12 protein-coding genes are annotated in these 15,579 nt (G+C 48.8%); 1 reads left to right on the forward strand and 11 read right to left on the reverse strand.

The features are described 5' to 3' along the window. Positions 1-58: 58 nt before the first annotated feature. The 8 genes from JW814_00230 to JW814_00265 form a co-directional block, all read right to left on the reverse strand. Entirely contained in the window at positions 59-742 is a 684-nt protein-coding gene (locus JW814_00230; GenBank protein ID MBN2069856.1) for a DnaJ domain-containing protein, read from the reverse strand. A gap of 6 nt (positions 743-748) precedes the next feature. Next, a complete protein-coding gene (locus JW814_00235) occupies positions 749-1,690 on the reverse strand; it encodes a tetratricopeptide repeat protein (protein MBN2069857.1) in 942 nt (313 codons plus the stop codon). Positions 1,691-1,912: 222 nt separating this feature from the next. Then, positions 1,913-3,466, reverse strand: coding sequence for a glutamine-hydrolyzing GMP synthase (gene guaA, locus JW814_00240; protein MBN2069858.1), 1,554 nt, complete (start codon positions 3,464-3,466; stop codon positions 1,913-1,915). Between the two features lie 9 nt (positions 3,467-3,475). Then, positions 3,476-5,038 (reverse strand): bifunctional phosphoribosylaminoimidazolecarboxamide formyltransferase/IMP cyclohydrolase, encoded by a 1,563-nt coding sequence (purH, locus tag JW814_00245; GenBank protein ID MBN2069859.1) that lies wholly within the window; start codon positions 5,036-5,038, stop codon positions 3,476-3,478. Next, positions 5,038-5,946 (reverse strand): phosphoribosylaminoimidazolesuccinocarboxamide synthase, encoded by a 909-nt coding sequence (locus JW814_00250; protein ID MBN2069860.1) that lies wholly within the window; start codon positions 5,944-5,946, stop codon positions 5,038-5,040. Before JW814_00250 ends, purH begins: the two co-directional genes overlap by 1 nt. After that, a complete protein-coding gene (locus JW814_00255) occupies positions 5,939-6,562 on the reverse strand; it encodes a phosphoribosylglycinamide formyltransferase (GenBank protein ID MBN2069861.1) in 624 nt (207 codons plus the stop codon). The genes JW814_00250 and JW814_00255 overlap by 8 nt, the downstream gene beginning before the upstream one ends. 216 nt (positions 6,563-6,778) lie before the next feature. Beyond that, on the reverse strand, positions 6,779-8,590 hold the full coding sequence (locus JW814_00260) for a ComEC/Rec2 family competence protein (GenBank protein ID MBN2069862.1): 1,812 nt from the start codon (positions 8,588-8,590) through the stop codon (positions 6,779-6,781). A 50-nt stretch (positions 8,591-8,640) separates the two neighbouring features. Next, complete coding sequence (locus tag JW814_00265; protein MBN2069863.1) at positions 8,641-9,957, reverse strand: GGDEF domain-containing protein; 1,317 nt, start codon at positions 9,955-9,957, stop codon at positions 8,641-8,643. Between the two features lie 150 nt (positions 9,958-10,107). Here JW814_00265 and JW814_00270 point away from each other — a divergent pair, with 150 nt between their 5' ends. Continuing rightward, complete coding sequence (locus JW814_00270) at positions 10,108-11,913, forward strand: LysM peptidoglycan-binding domain-containing protein (protein MBN2069864.1); 1,806 nt, start codon at positions 10,108-10,110, stop codon at positions 11,911-11,913. Here JW814_00270 and JW814_00275 read toward each other — a convergent pair whose 3' ends face one another. Genes JW814_00275 through JW814_00285 form a run of 3 tightly spaced genes read right to left on the reverse strand, consistent with a single transcriptional unit; the run spans position 11,914 to position 15,482 of the window. Then, a complete protein-coding gene (locus JW814_00275; protein MBN2069865.1) occupies positions 11,914-13,242 on the reverse strand; it encodes a glucose-1-phosphate adenylyltransferase in 1,329 nt (442 codons plus the stop codon). Further along, positions 13,185-14,396 carry a glucose-1-phosphate adenylyltransferase subunit GlgD gene (gene glgD / locus JW814_00280; protein ID MBN2069866.1) on the reverse strand — a complete coding sequence of 404 codons (1,212 nt, stop codon included), beginning with the start codon at positions 14,394-14,396 and terminating at the stop codon, positions 13,185-13,187. The genes JW814_00275 and glgD overlap by 58 nt, the downstream gene beginning before the upstream one ends. 42 nt (positions 14,397-14,438) lie before the next feature. Then, complete coding sequence (locus tag JW814_00285) at positions 14,439-15,482, reverse strand: PorV/PorQ family protein (protein MBN2069867.1); 1,044 nt, start codon at positions 15,480-15,482, stop codon at positions 14,439-14,441. Positions 15,483-15,579 lie beyond the last annotated feature (97 nt).

The raw sequence follows: 15,579 nt of genomic DNA on the forward strand, positions 1-15,579 counted from the left end.
AATGGCAAAAAATCAATACAAAACAACGGGATTTCCATTACTCTCGGGCGAGGAGATCTCAGGAATGACTGAAGATGTTCTTAAAGGCAGAGAAAGCTTTGGTGATCGGCCCAGTCTCCACTTCTCCGGAATCTGACAGTTTTGAAAGGAATTTCTTCGCTATGGGGTTCTGCGGATCCCATTTCAGGGCATCCCTGAAATACTTGACAGCCTGGTTTTTCAGTCCCGCCTTAAAATAGACGAATCCAAGGTTGGCGTGATAGTCCGCGTTATAGAACTCCATCTGAATCGCTTTTTTGCAGTAATCGCGCGCTTCATGAAGATTTGAATTCGTCATCGCCAGGCAGAATCCATACCAGCTCTGATATGAAGGATTGCCCGGGATGAATTTCAGGGCCGATTTCAGCAGAAGCGTGGCTTTTTCGTAATTTCCGCTTCTCATCGCTTCTTTTGCCTGTACAAAGGCGAGCGACGCGGATTTCAGATCCTTTTCCTTGATCGCGGCAGTATCGCTGGAACTGACCTTCTGTTTTCGCAGGGTCTCGTTATATTCGCTTCTTTTTTTCTTGTCGCTCAGTACTGAGTAAGCTTCGTTGATAAGCTGGAAGATCTTTTTCTTGTCGGGATCGTTATCATTTACGTCAGGATGGCACAGCTTTGCCAGCCTGAAATAGTTCTTCTTGATCTCATCGTCAGTCGAAGTCGGTTGTGATTCCAAAACCCTGTAATAATCTTTCACCACTGTGATCTACCTCTTGCTCGGTTCAGGCTGAAGTTCGTCGTAAAGATTAATCGCCAGTTCATTCGCCGGATCAGCTTTAAGGATCAACTTCAGATGTTTTATCGCTTCTTCCGCGGAACCCTTTTCATACAATGTCAAAGCTATATTCATCCGGGCTTTTAAATATTCCGGGTTGATCTTCAGCGCCGTTTCGAATTCCATCATCGCGTCATCTATCATCCCGGCGTTCGCGTAGGCGATGCCGAGGAGATTGTGAAGGTCGGGATAGTCGGGATTAAGCGAGAGCGCCTTCTTCATCTCAGCCATAGCCGATTCGTAATCGCCGGACTGGATCGATTCCAGCGCGATCTGCTTGCTTATCTGCGAGGATGACGGCCTTTCCTCAAGCAATCTGTCAAAGAGGTTCAGGATCTCGTCCTCTTCCTCGTCCGCCTTGACTTTTAGAATCAGGGTATTAAGATGGGACTTGAAAAAATTCGGTACCGAGGACAGGCTTTCTCTTAGCTGTTCGATCGTTCTGTTGAAATTACCATCCGAATAGTAGCTCCTGGCGAGCATTATCCTGGCTTTGAAGTAATTCGGGTTTATCGCCAGAGCCCTTTTAATGCTTTCCCGGGCATTTATCCTGTTTCCACCCGTCTCGTACATCATTCCAAGCCGGTAATGGACATCGGCGTACCGAGGCTGGAGCTCTATCGCTTTTTCCAGCTCCCTGGCCGATTCATTGAACTTTCCATCTTTTTCCAGTTCGATCGAATACTCCATGTACGCTTCGACGATATACATCCTGAGAAGTTCCTGGTCTTTACCTCCGACCTCGCCGTCTTTTCTTGAGAGATGGCTTTCGAATTCCCTGCAGGCCTTTTTGTATTCACCCTTGTTCAGATATGCAAGTGCTTTTTTAAGATGACTTTTGGGCATAAAACCGGCGAATCCGTCTATAAACATACTGTTGACCTCTCGTTGTCTATCCGGCGAGAATGTAATTCCACAAACCCAAAGCCGGTACAAGCAAGTCGCAGGCCAATCATTGAATATCGCTTAAGTTATTTATCCAGTGGAGAATAGGTGGTGGAATCATCATCCTGAATCAGGATGTTATGCTGGTCTGTATGCGGGTCTCGCAATCAAACTGTTCAAGGCAGTCGCATTTTGCGATCTGTTCAGGTATCACTCCCATTCAATAGTACTTGGAGGTTTTGAACTTATATCGTATACGACCCTGTTTACGCCGTCTACCTTGTTGATTATCTCGTTCGAGACGCTCTGCAGAAATTCATGCGGCAACTTTGCCCAGTCCGCAGTCATTCCGTCCGTGCTCGTGACGGCTCTTAAAGCGACGGCATTCTGGTAAGTCCTTTCATCCCCCATGACGCCGACGCTCTTTACCGGAAGAAATACCGCGAAAGCCTGCCAGACCTCATCGTACAGGCCATCTCGCTTCAGACCGTCAATGAATATCCTGTCGACCTGCCGAAGGGTCGCGAGATCTTCTCTCCTGATCTCGCCGGGAATCCTCACTGCCAGTCCCGGGCCGGGAAAGGGATGCCTCTTGATCTGGCCGTCAGGAAGCCCAAGGTATCTTCCCACTTCCCTTACCTCGTCTTTGAAAAGCATCGAAAGCGGTTCTATCAGTTCAAACTCCATATCATCCGGCAACCCTCCGACATTATGGTGCGACTTGATCGTCTCGGATGGACCCACGGTCGAACGACTCTCGATCACATCGGGATATAAAGTGCCCTGGGCAAGGAATTTGAATGGGCCGTGTATTTTACTCTGCTGGTCGAAGATATCGATAAAGCAGTTGCCGATGATCTTCCTTTTTTTCTCAGCGTCAGTTATTCCTTCCAGCCTGCTTAAAAATTCGTCAGAGGCATCGACGAAGACAAGGTCCGCCGTCAGGTATCCTGAGAGCAGTTTCTGAACTTCCTCGGCTTCCCTGTCCCTCAGCAGACCGTTGTCTACAAAGACCGGGCAAAGCTGCCTGCCTATCGCCCTGTCGACGAGGGCTGCCATGACCGAACTGTCGACGCCACCGCTTACCGCGCAAAGCACTCTCGAATCGCCGACTTTTTCACGGATTTTCGTTATCTCGTAGTCGACATATGATTCAGAGCCCCAGTTCGGGGAACAATGGCATATCCTGAAAAGAAAGTTCCTTATGATCTCCTGTCCGAAATCGGTATGATAGACTTCCGGATGGAACTGAAGCCCGAATATCATCCCCGATTCATCCTCCATCGCGGCGATCGGGCATCCTTCTGATGAAGCAGTCGGGGAAAAACCCTCCGGAAGCGTATTTACCCTTACGCCGTGGCTCATCCATACCTTCTGGCTTTCAGGCGTCCCCTGAAAAAGGCTTGACCCGGCTCGGACATCTATGACGACAGGCCCGAATTCCCTGTGATCCGATTTTTCAACGACAGCGCCTCTCTCGAGCGATATCAGCTGCATCCCGTAACAGACGCCAAGGACGGGGATATTGAGAGAATAAATATCAGCTTTCAGTCCTGGAGCGTCTTTGTCGGCAACGTTGGCAGGCCCCCCCGACAGGATTATTCCCGCCGGTTTTTCCGACCTGATCTCATCAATCGTCGCCGAGTTCGGCAGAATCCTCGAAAAGACATTCTCAGACCGGATCTTCCTTGCGATCAGCTGAGTATACTGCGAACCGAAATCAAGTATGACGATCGATTCTCCGCTCCAGTCCGTTTTGTCCAAATCATGCTCCTAATGTCTGAAATGTCTTCTTCCGGTAATGACCATAGCTATACCGAGTTTCTCGGCAGCCTTGATCACTTCATCATCCCTTATCGATCCACCCGGTTGAATGATCGATGTCACTCCCGCTTCGGCAAGCTGCTCTACTCCATCCGGAAAGGGGAAAAAGGCGTCCGACCCGGCTGATGTACCCGCAATCTCCATCCCTTCCCTTCGGGCCTTGTCAACCGCGATCCTGCACGAATCTATCCTGCTCATCTGCCCGGCGCCGACCCCGACAGTCCCTTCCCTGTCGCAGATAACTATCCCGTTGGATTTCAGGTGCTTGACTATCTTCCATGAGAGGATCAGTGCCTTTTTCTCGTTGTCAGTGGGTTTTCTTGATGTAACGTATTTCATGTCATCGAGTTCGGGAAAACCAGAGTCGCTTCTCTGGACAAGCAACATATCTCCCGCTTCCCGGCTTGTCCATCCGCCGGTTTCTCTCTCCCACTCAGGCTCGGGAACCGTTATGAGACGCAGGTTTTTCTTCTTTTTCAATCCCTCAAGAGCGCTGTCGGTGAACCCCTTGGCAAGTATCACTTCGACAAAACCGTCTTTTGACGCGGCAGCGAGATCTTCGTCTACAACTCCGTTGACCGATACGATCGAACCAAAAGCTGAAAGGGGATCGGTCTTTCTCGCCCTGATAAAACTTTCGTAAACGGAATCGCAGACGGCGGCGCCGCATGGATTCATATGTTTCAGGACGGCGCAGGAGTTTATTCCAAGGTCGACGCTGAGCAGAAAGGCGGCCCACATATCCTGGATGTTGTTAAAGGATAGTTCCTTTCCCTGATGCTGGACAAAGCGGTGAAACTCTCCCTTCGGGTTGTCCGACAGATATAATCCGGCAGGCTGGTGCGGATTCTCTCCATACCTCAGATCGTTTATCTTTGTGTACACGGAGGTTATCTGCCCGGGAAGCGACCCTTCAGGTTCCAGACCATCGAAGAATGCAGATATTGCCGCGTCGTACGAAGCGGTATGGTGAAAAGCCTTCGAGGCGAGGCCTCTTCGCAGGTCAAGAGGCAAGGTGCCGTCATTTTTATCAAGCTGTCGGAGGATCTCACCATAGTCGGACGGATCGACGACGACCGCGACTGAATGGTAGTTCTTTCCCGCCGAACGTATCAGCGTAGGTCCCCCTATGTCGATCTGTTCGACGATCTCCTTTTCGCCAAGAGCGGGGTCGGAAACCGCCTCCCTGAACCGGTAGAGATTCACCACTACGAGATCTATAAGTGATATCTCAAGCTCCTTCGCCTGGCTGAGATGTGCATCCTTTTCCCGGTCGGCAAGGATCCCTCCGTGGATCTTCGGATGAAGAGTCTTGACACGGCCATCCATGCATTCGGGAAATCCCGTCAGATCGCTGACCCCAACTACATCTATACCTGCTTTCCTGATGATCCCGGCAGTTCCTCCCGACGCGATTATTTCGATCCCCCTGTCGCTCAGACTCTTCGCGAACGATTCGATTCCAGTCTTGTCGGTAACGCTGATCAGTGCCCGTCTGATTTTTCCGGTCATTAGAAATACCTTTCGATATTCATGTCGGGAAAGAGATTCTTGACAGCCATTTTGTAACGTTCTGAAGTCTTTTGTACTATATCGACAGGCAGTTCCGGAGCAGGCGGTTCATGATCCCATCCGCTCTCGTCGAGCCAGTCCCTGACGAACTGCTTGTCCAGGCTTCTCTGCTGCCTCCCGGGCTCATATTCTTCTTTCAGCCAGAACCTCGAAGAATCGGGAGTAAGTACTTCATCGATTATCACGATCTGGTTCCCTACATATCCGAATTCAAATTTTGTGTCGGCGATTATTATCCCGTTTTCGGCGGCGAAAGCGCTTGCCTTTTTGTAGATATCGAGGCTTAAATCTTTAAGCTTGATGACAGCTTCCTCTCCGACTATCGCGGCGGCCTTTTCGATGGAGATATTCTCGTCGTGGCCTGAGTCAGCTTTGGTCGATGGGGTAAAGATTGGTTCGGGAAGCTTCTCTGAAAGCTTTAATCCATCAGGCAGCCTGATTCCGCAGACCTCGCCTGTAGCTGAATATTCCTTCCAGCCGGAACCTGATATATATCCCCGCACTATACATTCGAGGTCTATCCTTTTTGCTTTTTTCACGAGCATCGAGCGGCCTCCGAGCTCACTCTCGAATCGATTGAATGGATCAGGATATTCTGACACGTCGACTGATATCATGTGGTTTGGAAGGTCCCTGAACCAGTCGAACCACGCCGCCGATATCATGTTCAGCACGGCTCCCTTTCCCGGGATCGGCGTCGGCAGGATCGAGTCGTACGCCGATATCCTGTCCGATGCTACTATGATAAGCCTGTCGCCGAGATCGAATATATCACGGACTTTCCCCCTGTATTCAGGCTCGATTTCGTGGAACTCCACCTTTTTACCTTTGTATTTTTCGTCATTCATCTTTGATTATCACTTTCCTTCCATCGATTCTGATCCTGCCCTCAGCGAATGCTTTGACCGCTTCCGAATAGGCTAAGTGTTCCTGCGCGAGGATCCTTTCGCTCAGGGATTCACCTGTATCGCTTTCAAGTACCGGAACAGTCTTCTGAAAAATTATAGGTCCGGTATCGACACCCTTGTCGACAAAATGGACCGTACAGCCGCTTACCTTAACCCCATATTCGATCGCCTGCTTTTGTCCATCGAGACCTTTGAAACTGGGCAATATCGAAGGATGGATATTGAGCATCCTGCCGGAGTATTCATCTAGCAGCTTCCCCTTGACGATCCTCATGAATCCCGCGAGGCAGATCAGTCCAACTCCACGTTCATCGCAGAGCCTGAAGATCGTCTCGCTGCTTTCCCGGCTCATTGATCCCCTGCTACTCCCGCAATTGACAGTTTCAGAGTCGATTGCGAACCTTTCAGCAATCGCCATAGCTCCGGCATCGGCATTGTCCACAATCAGCAGAGCTATCACCGCTGGAAAATCCGGTGACTGGCATGAAGTCGCCAGGGCTTCGAAATTGCTTCCTCTTCCCGATGCCATCACTGCTATCTTCAATTTTTCAGCCATATTCCCACCTTCGGCATCCGCGGAATAAGCGATCGGGACGTCATAAATTTAAAAAAAGGCCAGCTGGCCGGTTAAACACAGTTGCATATTATCCCGCCTTCCATTTCAAGTCAAGAATCTATATTTTAATTATTCGGCGAGTATCATTCAGAACAGCTTAATATAATAGTTTATGTTATTACTTTAATATCTTGTCATAAATAATATTATAAGGTTTTATTGTTTAATGCTGAACGATATCCCCGAATCCTCTACTGAAAGCCTCTCTCCTTTTTTCAGTGGAAACAAAGAAGGCGGCGCTATCTCGATCATGGCGTTATTCCCCCTTAGAACAATGAAAGAATCGACTGCGGAGACCTTCAGGTCTTCTTTCGACCCCTTTCGCGTCATAGGCCTGATCGTCCCTTCCAAATATGGACTGCAGAATATCTCCCGAACCTTCATCCTGCGAAGAAGCAGATCCAATCCCCGCGGATCTGCCAGTGATCCGGGTGTATATATTACGATATCAATCGCCGGCACCCCCCTTTTCCATAGATCTGTCATATAGCGCTCGGCTGAGCGGAATGTGATCTTTTTTTCAATGATGATCATCCTCTTTTCTCCGAAACACTCGATCACTCCATCATCTGCTTTGACCAGCGAGGATCCTCCATGGGATGATGAGAGCGGGTTTATGGCCCTGCCTCCCATCGCTCCGGCTGCCACAGAGAAAGTGAAAGAGAAGATCGAGAGGATAACGATCCCCTTTTTTCCGCCTGATCTCTTTTTCAATGAAAGGATCAGAAAAATCACTCCCGCGGCAAAGGTGGAGGGCTCGATGCTTCCTCTGATAATCGCGTGGCGCCCAACGCTGGATAGAAAAGAGGGCGTCTCGGTCATTATCCTGGAAAGGTATCCGATCAGAGGCACAACCGTATACCGGGAAAGGGCCGGAGGCAGAATTATGAGAAGAAGCCCCAGGTGCAATATTGCCGTTACGGGAAGGATTAGGAGAAGATTCGCCGCGACGGATATCAAGGGGATTCTTCCGAAATATTCAAGTATCAATGGAAGGGTAAATATCTGTATCGAAATCGTGATCGTCACTGCCGAAAACAGATATTTTATACAGTTCTTTTTCATTACCGCGGGAAGATATCTTTCAGTGATCTGCAGCGCCGGAAAAGCGATAAATGCTATAGCCGATACGGCCATAAAGGAAAGCTGGTATCCCGTGCTCAGTATCAATTCCGGTTTTACCGTTAAAAGCAGAAAAGACCCTGTTATCAGGGCATCGTCGAGAGTGCATTTGATCCCTGAATATCTGAATATCCTGAAAGAAGCGAACAGCGAGAAGGCTCTGAGAAGCGAATGCGGACAGCCAGCAAGGACAACGTAAGCGGCCAGAGCGGTGAAAAGGGCAATTTCCCTGGCCGGCCTCGACCTGAGACAGATCCTCAGGATAAATGAGAAGGAGATCGTGATGATACCGAGATGCAGTCCACTCAAAGCGAGAAAATGCGATATCCCGATGAACCGGTATTCCTCCAGCAGACTGTATTCGACAGCTCTTCTCTCAGCAAGAAGAAGGGTTCTCAGCAACTGCCTCGCTTTTGTGTCCAGGTGAGGATGATCGATCCTTCCGCTTAAAATTTTTCTTGCGCGGGATATCGATCGCTCGATCCCGCTGAGTGTTCCGGCATTCTCCAACCATCCATCGGTATCTTTCGATCCCGCTGCCTCAATGACTTTATCGGCCCTGAATGTTTCTTCCGGTCTCGTATGCCCCGCGGCGGAAAAGAGCGATATGGTATCAGAAGCTGAAAAGACTATCAGTGATGTGGATGATATGATTATAAAATCTCTCGCGAGCCTCGTCCTGATACCGACTGGTCCCGCCGCCGCGTCGATGGCAAAGAGGATATCTGTAAAAGGCTTTTTCCTGAATTGATCGATTACTAGTAAAACTGAAAAGTAAAATGCTGATAACGCGCTGCCGGAAAAAAAGATACCGGCAATAAAAAATACGGCCCACCACCTTACCATCTTCATCCTCCCCGGCCATATCCAGACAGTTTTTTGTTCTTAAGATTCTTCTAGTCCCTTTCCGTGTCTCCCCTGTAAAACCTTATCATATTCTTACCCAGTTGCTTTGCTTCAAGAAGCATCTGATCGGCTTTCCTGAAGAGTTCTTTCTCGTTTTCGGCATCCCTGGGATATACGCAACCGCCTATCGAAAGAGTTATCTTTACGGCTGATCCGTCTTCAAGCTTCATCCTCGTCTTTTCGATGACCTCCCTTATCCTTTCAGCGGTCCTTTCCGCGGCTTCCATGTCAGCGCCAGGAAGAAGGGCGACAAACTCTTCTCCGCCGAATCTGAAGAAAAGGTCGATTTTTCTAAGATGCCCTCGAACCGTCGTGGCGACTGTCTTCAATACCCGGTCTCCGATATCGTGCCCGTATAGATCGTTGAAACGCTTGAAATCATCAATATCCATGATAAGGAATCCGAGTGATTTTCTGTTTCGGGACGCTCTTTCCATCTCGAGCGAGAGCTGCGACTCATAGAAATTGCGGTTATATACTCCTGTCAGCCTGTCTATCGAGACTCTTTCCTCAAGATGATTGTTGTTTTCGATCAATTTTACTATACTCCGGCCAAGGAGGTAGCAGTTATACAGGCTTTCATTTCCGGGATATTCCCTTCCATGGACATCCAGCTGCATCAGGCCGAATCTTCTTCCGCCCCTCTGGAGGGGGATCAGTACGATATAGATCGATTGGGGATCGGTCTTGAAAAGGTTCTTTTCAGGAGTGATCTCCTCCTTTTTTACTTCCGTGTGTATCCTTCCATTATTCACCGCTCTTCTGTACGGTGAATCGGATACCAGTTTGTTCCATGATACCAGCCGGATACTGTCGCTTTCCCGGAGACCTGATTTGGATGATTGATCGAATATGGCGATGCGGGCGTTCAGATCGCTTCTTATGCCTTTTACCATATCGAGAAGGCTTTCCACCCGTTCACTGAGGGTACCGCCTGATTCATCAAGTGACATGGAGGATATTATACCCTCAAAGACTGAAGAGACTATGCCCTTTTCCGGTTTTTCGGCCACCGCGTCGAGCGAGACCCATTCAGTCTCAGCCATTTCAAGAGTATACCTTGCTTTCCCGTCTTTCCGGATATACGACAGGGTTACTCTGCCGCTATCGTGATGAGGCCTGTCTCTCGAGAAATCACCGAGAAGGACAAGCTCTTCCATCGCGAGGAAAGCCTCCTTTATCATCTTTGACCTGTCATTGCTGGTCAGGGCGTCGAGTATCCCTTCTATCCTGTTCGAGGACAGAAGATACCTCGGGATAAGACTGGCAAGAAGATACTGATAATCTTTTTCAAAACGAGGATGCATTATTCTACTCGCAAGCACTGATGTTTTAGCTAACGTATCCTTTGTTTATTATATCATTAAATCTGACGTTTTTCCAAGAATATCGAAGACCTTTACTTGAATAATACCGGGATATTGGATATATTCCCCAATAAAGGTGAGGAATCTATTATGAGAATTTCGATATTTTTACTGATTTCAATCTCGGTGATCACGCTTTCGGGCTGTTTCTGGTCGAAAAATGTTGACAATATACAGGTTACGGATTATCCAACAGCTCTTACAGGGGAAGACCTGTATCTTCTCTACCCCCGCCTGATCCTTCTCCACGAACAACTTGATGAGGCTAACGCCTACTATTATCTGGGCGATATTGAAAACGCGGTCATACAGAGCGATTTTCTGCTGGATAAGATCGACGCGATGAAAGCCGAATCGCCTGTCCCGTTCTTGTGCAGCCACCTCGATTCACTGGAAACAATAATTTACTACCTGAAGGAAAAGATAATAGAGGAAGATGATATCAGGGAGTGGCAATCTCATATCTCATCCGCTTTTGATTCAATAGGAGAAAATCATGTTGTCGAGGAAGAAATCGAGATCGTCTATAACTGGAGGACTGATCACTGGATAAAATATTTCACCGGAAAGGGACGCAAACATTACAAAAAATGGCTCGATCGCTCGGAAAAATACAGGGATATTATCGAGCCGATCCTTGTAAAAAATGAAGTGCCCCGTGATCTGCTCTTCCTTGCGATTATCGAAAGCGGGCTTAATCTCGACGCGAGATCGAATGTAAAAGCGACAGGCCCGTGGCAGTTTATGGCTGGAACCGGAAGATTATTCAATCTGAGGATCAACTGGTGGATCGATGAGAGAAAAGATATCGTCGCTTCTACTTACGCGGCTGCTCATTATCTCAAATACCTTCACAATCTGTTCGGAAACTGGCAGCTCGCTCTGGCGGCCTACAACTCTGGCGAATACAGGGTCGCGCACGCGATCTCAAGCCAGAAGACCCGCGACTACTGGCAACTGAGGTTACCCAGCCAGACAAAATGGTTCGTACCGAAGTTTATGGCCGCCCTGGCTATCGGACGAAATCCTGAAAATTTCGGTTTCGATAAGCCTCAATCGGCACCCCTCGAGTTTGACATGATCACCCTGGACAGGTCGACCGATCTCAGGATCATAGCTTCAGCTGCCGGCAGTACTTTGACCGCCATCAAGAATCTTAACCCCGCGCTAAAACGCTGGGCGACTCCACCAGGGATGACTATTGAACTCAAGGTCCCTCCCGGAACCGGTGACAGAGTCCTTGAAAAGATAAATTCGATCCCTCCGGAAGAGAGGGTCTCCTGGTTGAGGCACAAGATAAAAAGCGGGGAGACACTTTCATATATCGCTTCGAAATACGAGATATCGCAGAAAGAGCTTAAAAGGATAAACGGAATAGAGAATGTCCACAAAATCAGGGTGGGACAGATGCTGATGATACCGACGCGCGATGACGATCCAGCCGTCTCCGACTCGTCGGATCCAAAATATATGGATCCACCAGATCTGCCTTCGAAGATCAGGATGAAAAGATATGAACCTCCCGCCGGAAAGACAAAGATCGTCTATACGGTAAAAGACAGGGATACTCTCAGTGAGATCGCTGAAAAATACAACGTCGGGCTGAGCAGGATCAGAAGATGGAATAACCTTCAGTACAGATCGATGATCCACCCCGGCGATAACCTCGTCATCTATGTCGACCCTGATTCCGGGTTTGACAGTTTTGCTGCCAACACGACAGATACGAACGGAAAAAGAGAACATATTCATATCGTTAAAAGGGGAGAGACACTCTCTTCTATCTGCAATGTCTACAAGATCCGTCTTTCCGATATTCTTTCGTGGAATCACATGATAAACAAGGACAGGCTGTATCCGGGGGAAAAGATCAGGATGTGGCTGCCGGCTGAATGATCAGATCCCAAGGTCCGGGGATATCTCCACTCCTCCGTCTGCTATATCGATATCCTGTATTCTCGTTTCTTTTTTTCCTCCGGCGATCAGGCAGTTGGTGCCTATCCTTATCCCTGGCGGGATCTCGGTATTCATCCCTACAAGGGTGATACCGAAATCGAGATATCCCGGCTGCATGACGTTGGGAACCGAGCTGTCTCCGAAACCGATCTGCGCTCCCTTTCCTATGAGGCATGATTCATCGAGGATAGCGTCTTTTACCCTGGCACCGCTTTTTATCACACAATCGTGAAGAATGATCGAATTTTCCACCGACGCTCCCCGCTCGATAGATACGCGTGGAGAGAGAACGGAGTTTGTTACTGATCCCTTTATGACGCATCCATCGCATATCAGCGATCTCCTTACCGAACATTCCTTCGCCATCATTATAGGTGGATCATCATACGGGACAGTCAGCACCGATCCCCTTTCCCCTTCAAGCTTCAATCTTGATCTTTCACTGAGTAGGGAAAGGCTCGCGTTGTAGTAACTCCTCAACGTACCGATATCGAGCCAGAAGTCTTCGTACCGGAAGGCTGAGACCTCACCGACACTTACAAGCCTGGGTATTATATGCTTTCCGAAATCGAGATCATCATGATCCTTTTTCATTTCTCTCAGGATCGAAATAAGGTATTCCCGGCTGAAAATATAGATCCCCATCGAAGCGAGGTTGGATCTTGAGGTTTTCGGTTTTTCCCTGAAACTCGTGACTTTACCCCTCCTGTCCACGGTAGCGATACCGAATTCGACGGTAAGCTCACTCGGTACTTCTACAACGGCAAGTGACGCGGGACGGCCGCTCTCAACGTGAAAATCAAGAAATTCCCTGTAATCCATATTATATACATGATCACCGGAGAGGATAAGGATATACTCTTCGGTCAGTTTTTTCAGGACTGGTATATTCTGATATATCGCGTCGGCAGTACCTTTATACCAGTCGGCTCCTTCAAATCCCAGCCTTGGATGAAGAATATGCAGTCCGCCGTTCAGCCTGTCGAGGTCCCATGGTTTGCCGATCCCCAGATGCCTGTTCAGAGAGCGCGAGCTGTATTGAGTCAGGACGTGGACCAGAGATATCTCTGATCTTACGCAATTGGTAAGAGTAAAATCTATTATCCTGTAACGCCCGGCGAATGGCACTGCCGGTTTTGCCCTGTATCCGGTCAGGAGGCTTAACCTCGTTCCCGCGCCGCCAGCCAGAATGAATGCTGCCATTCTTCCCATTATCTGATACTCGCTTTCGAGCCTGGCTCTATCACCGATCCACCGGGGAGCTCGCATCCCGGACCGATCCTGGTCCCCTTGCCGAGAACGGTTATTCCTCTTGTCCTGATTCCACTGTCATTATCCGAGATATTTTCAATATCGGATATGTTGCCCTTCAGATCCGGACCGATCCTCACATCCTGCGAGATCCTCACTTCCTTGTCTAATATCGCCTTTTGGATTCTTGATCCGGACCCGATCCGTGCGAAGGAGAAAACGATACTGTCTTCCACTACGGCGCCGGGTTCAATTATCGCTCCGGGGAAAAGAACAGATCCGCTCACTTTTCCCCTTATCACGCATCCTCCTCCGATTATCGAATCTTCGACTGAGGAGCTTTCTGATATCCTGGCTGGTTGAAGGCCCTCTCCCCTCGTGTATACCGGCCATTTCCTGTCCGTGATGATCGATGAATCTTTCAGTAACCTCAACGATGCCCTGTAATAGCTGGGAATTGAGCCTATATCCTCCCAGTAACCGGAATAGCGGAAACCTGCCACGTTATTTTTCGCGATCTCCGGTATGACAATATCAAAGACAATATCGACCCTGCTGCTGTCAAGCATCTCCAGAAGATAATCTGTCTTGAATACGTAGATCCCCATCGACGCGAACTGGAAGGTAGATGATCGCGGTTTTTCCCTGAACTCCGTCACCATCCCTTCCTGTGAGATCCGGACCATTCCAAACCTGCTCCTCTGTACCGCCTTGACCTTGCTGCAGGCTATCGTCACGGGCTTGTCCATGCCGCGGTGGTAATCGATCAGTTCGCTATAGTCCATCGCGTATACCTGGTCCCCGGAGAGGACAACGGTGTTTTCAGATCCTGAATTTCGTATCAGGTCGATATTCTGATAAAGGGCATCGGCGGTTCCAAGATACCATTTTGATTTCTCACCCTGGTAGACCGGCTGCAGGATGTAGACGCCGCCAGTTTTTCTGTCAAGGTCCCAAGGTTTACCCATCCTTATATGTTCGATCAGCGATTTTGGGCTGTATTGCGCGAGGATCGCGATGTCTGTGAGTCCCGCGTGAACGCAGTTGCTCAGGCAAAAATCGATTATCCTGTATTTTCCTCCGAAGGGAACTGCCGTTTTCGCGCGATGCCTTGTCAGAGCGGAAAGTTCTCTTCCGGTACCTCCCGCAAGGATCATTGTCAGGGTCTTCAAAAACCACCTCGTGTTATCACATTAAACCGGCAGGGATCCTGATCAGTGAGCAATCATAAGCGATACTCGATGAGTCGTATCGAGCCAGTCATGAAGAAGAAGGGCGTAGTCTATCCCCATCGAAATATTCCATGGGCCGAAATCATTAAGCAGTACGCCGATTCCCGCTGTAGGCCTTCCCATATCATATCCGCCGCGAAGCGAGACAAGGTCCCTTATCATCAGTTCTCCCCCAAGATGGAAATCGGCACTTGCCCTGCCGATCCAGAACTGGGATACGCCTTTCATGTTCTCATACCTGAAATCACCATCGACGGAAAACAGCAGAACGCTTCCCATTCCCTGAAGATGGATCGGATATCCCATTCCGACCTTGAGGGCCGGATATATAAATTCTCTTTTTCCCGTACTCCAGCTTATATAAGTCCCTGTCGCGTCCTGTAATTTTGCTCCCACCGAAAGGTTTCTCCACAGATCCCTCTTGATGATCCCCAGATCGACCCCTATACCAAAACTCGAGACACCGGTGACCTGGTCGTTTCTGATGATCTTTACCGAACCTCCAATATCGCCGAAACTCATCTTCTGTCCATAAGAGAGAAAGAAAGCGAAATCATTGACGCTTTCCAGGGGAAAATCGGCATAGTTGCGAGTCAGGTTTTCGCCAAGCCATGGTTCGAAACGATCGTCTCCGTCAGAGTTCCCTATCATCCCCTCGATCGGAATGATCCTGATATCATCGATCCCCATGTGGATCACGCTCACACCCCAGGAAGATTCGCCTGCCTTTAAAGGAAAGACTGCTGAAAAAAAGTTATAATCGATTATGCTTCCGAATCTTTCCGAATGCATGAATGACATCGTGTAGTCGTTCGGCGTCATCATAAGGGAACTGAATCCGGCTATACCCGCTGGATTCCAGAAAACCGCCGTTGCGTCATCAGCTATCGAGGTAAAAGCTCCACCCATCGCCATTGCCCTTGCCCCTCCCCCAAGAGCCATGAATTCTCCGGCATACTTGTCCGCCCTGGCTCCGGCTGAAAATACAAAAAGCAACGCGCATGCGATCACTGTTGTCCTTTTCATCAATTACTCCGTTTTCCCAGGGGGTTCACGCATCTGACGCTTCGAGACAAGTTTGATAAAGCTTTTTTCATATCTTCTTCTACTGTTGATTATAACA

The sequence above is a fragment of the Candidatus Krumholzibacteriota bacterium genome, from assembly GCA_016932415.1.
GTDB lineage: Bacteria > Krumholzibacteriota > Krumholzibacteriia > Krumholzibacteriales > Krumholzibacteriaceae > Krumholzibacterium.

Excerpts from the sequence above, each read along its gene's own strand:
- JW814_00250 (MBN2069860.1), bottom strand. The coding sequence starts at position 5,946 with ATGAATGACGAAAAATACAAAGGTAAAAAGGTGGAGTTCCACGAAATC.
- JW814_00285 (MBN2069867.1), bottom strand. The coding sequence starts at position 15,482 with ATGAAAAGGACAACAGTGATCGCATGCGCGTTGCTTTTTGTATTTTCA.
- JW814_00275 (MBN2069865.1), bottom strand. The coding sequence starts at position 13,242 with ATGCGAGCTCCCCGGTGGATCGGTGATAGAGCCAGGCTCGAAAGCGAG.
- purH (MBN2069859.1), bottom strand. The coding sequence starts at position 5,038 with ATGACCGGAAAAATCAGACGGGCACTGATCAGCGTTACCGACAAGACT.
- JW814_00260 (MBN2069862.1), bottom strand. The coding sequence starts at position 8,590 with ATGGTAAGGTGGTGGGCCGTATTTTTTATTGCCGGTATCTTTTTTTCC.
- JW814_00255 (MBN2069861.1), bottom strand. The coding sequence starts at position 6,562 with ATGGCTGAAAAATTGAAGATAGCAGTGATGGCATCGGGAAGAGGAAGC.
- JW814_00270 (MBN2069864.1), top strand. The coding sequence starts at position 10,108 with ATGAGAATTTCGATATTTTTACTGATTTCAATCTCGGTGATCACGCTT.
- JW814_00235 (MBN2069857.1), bottom strand. The coding sequence starts at position 1,690 with ATGTTTATAGACGGATTCGCCGGTTTTATGCCCAAAAGTCATCTTAAA.
- JW814_00265 (MBN2069863.1), bottom strand. The coding sequence starts at position 9,957 with ATGCATCCTCGTTTTGAAAAAGATTATCAGTATCTTCTTGCCAGTCTT.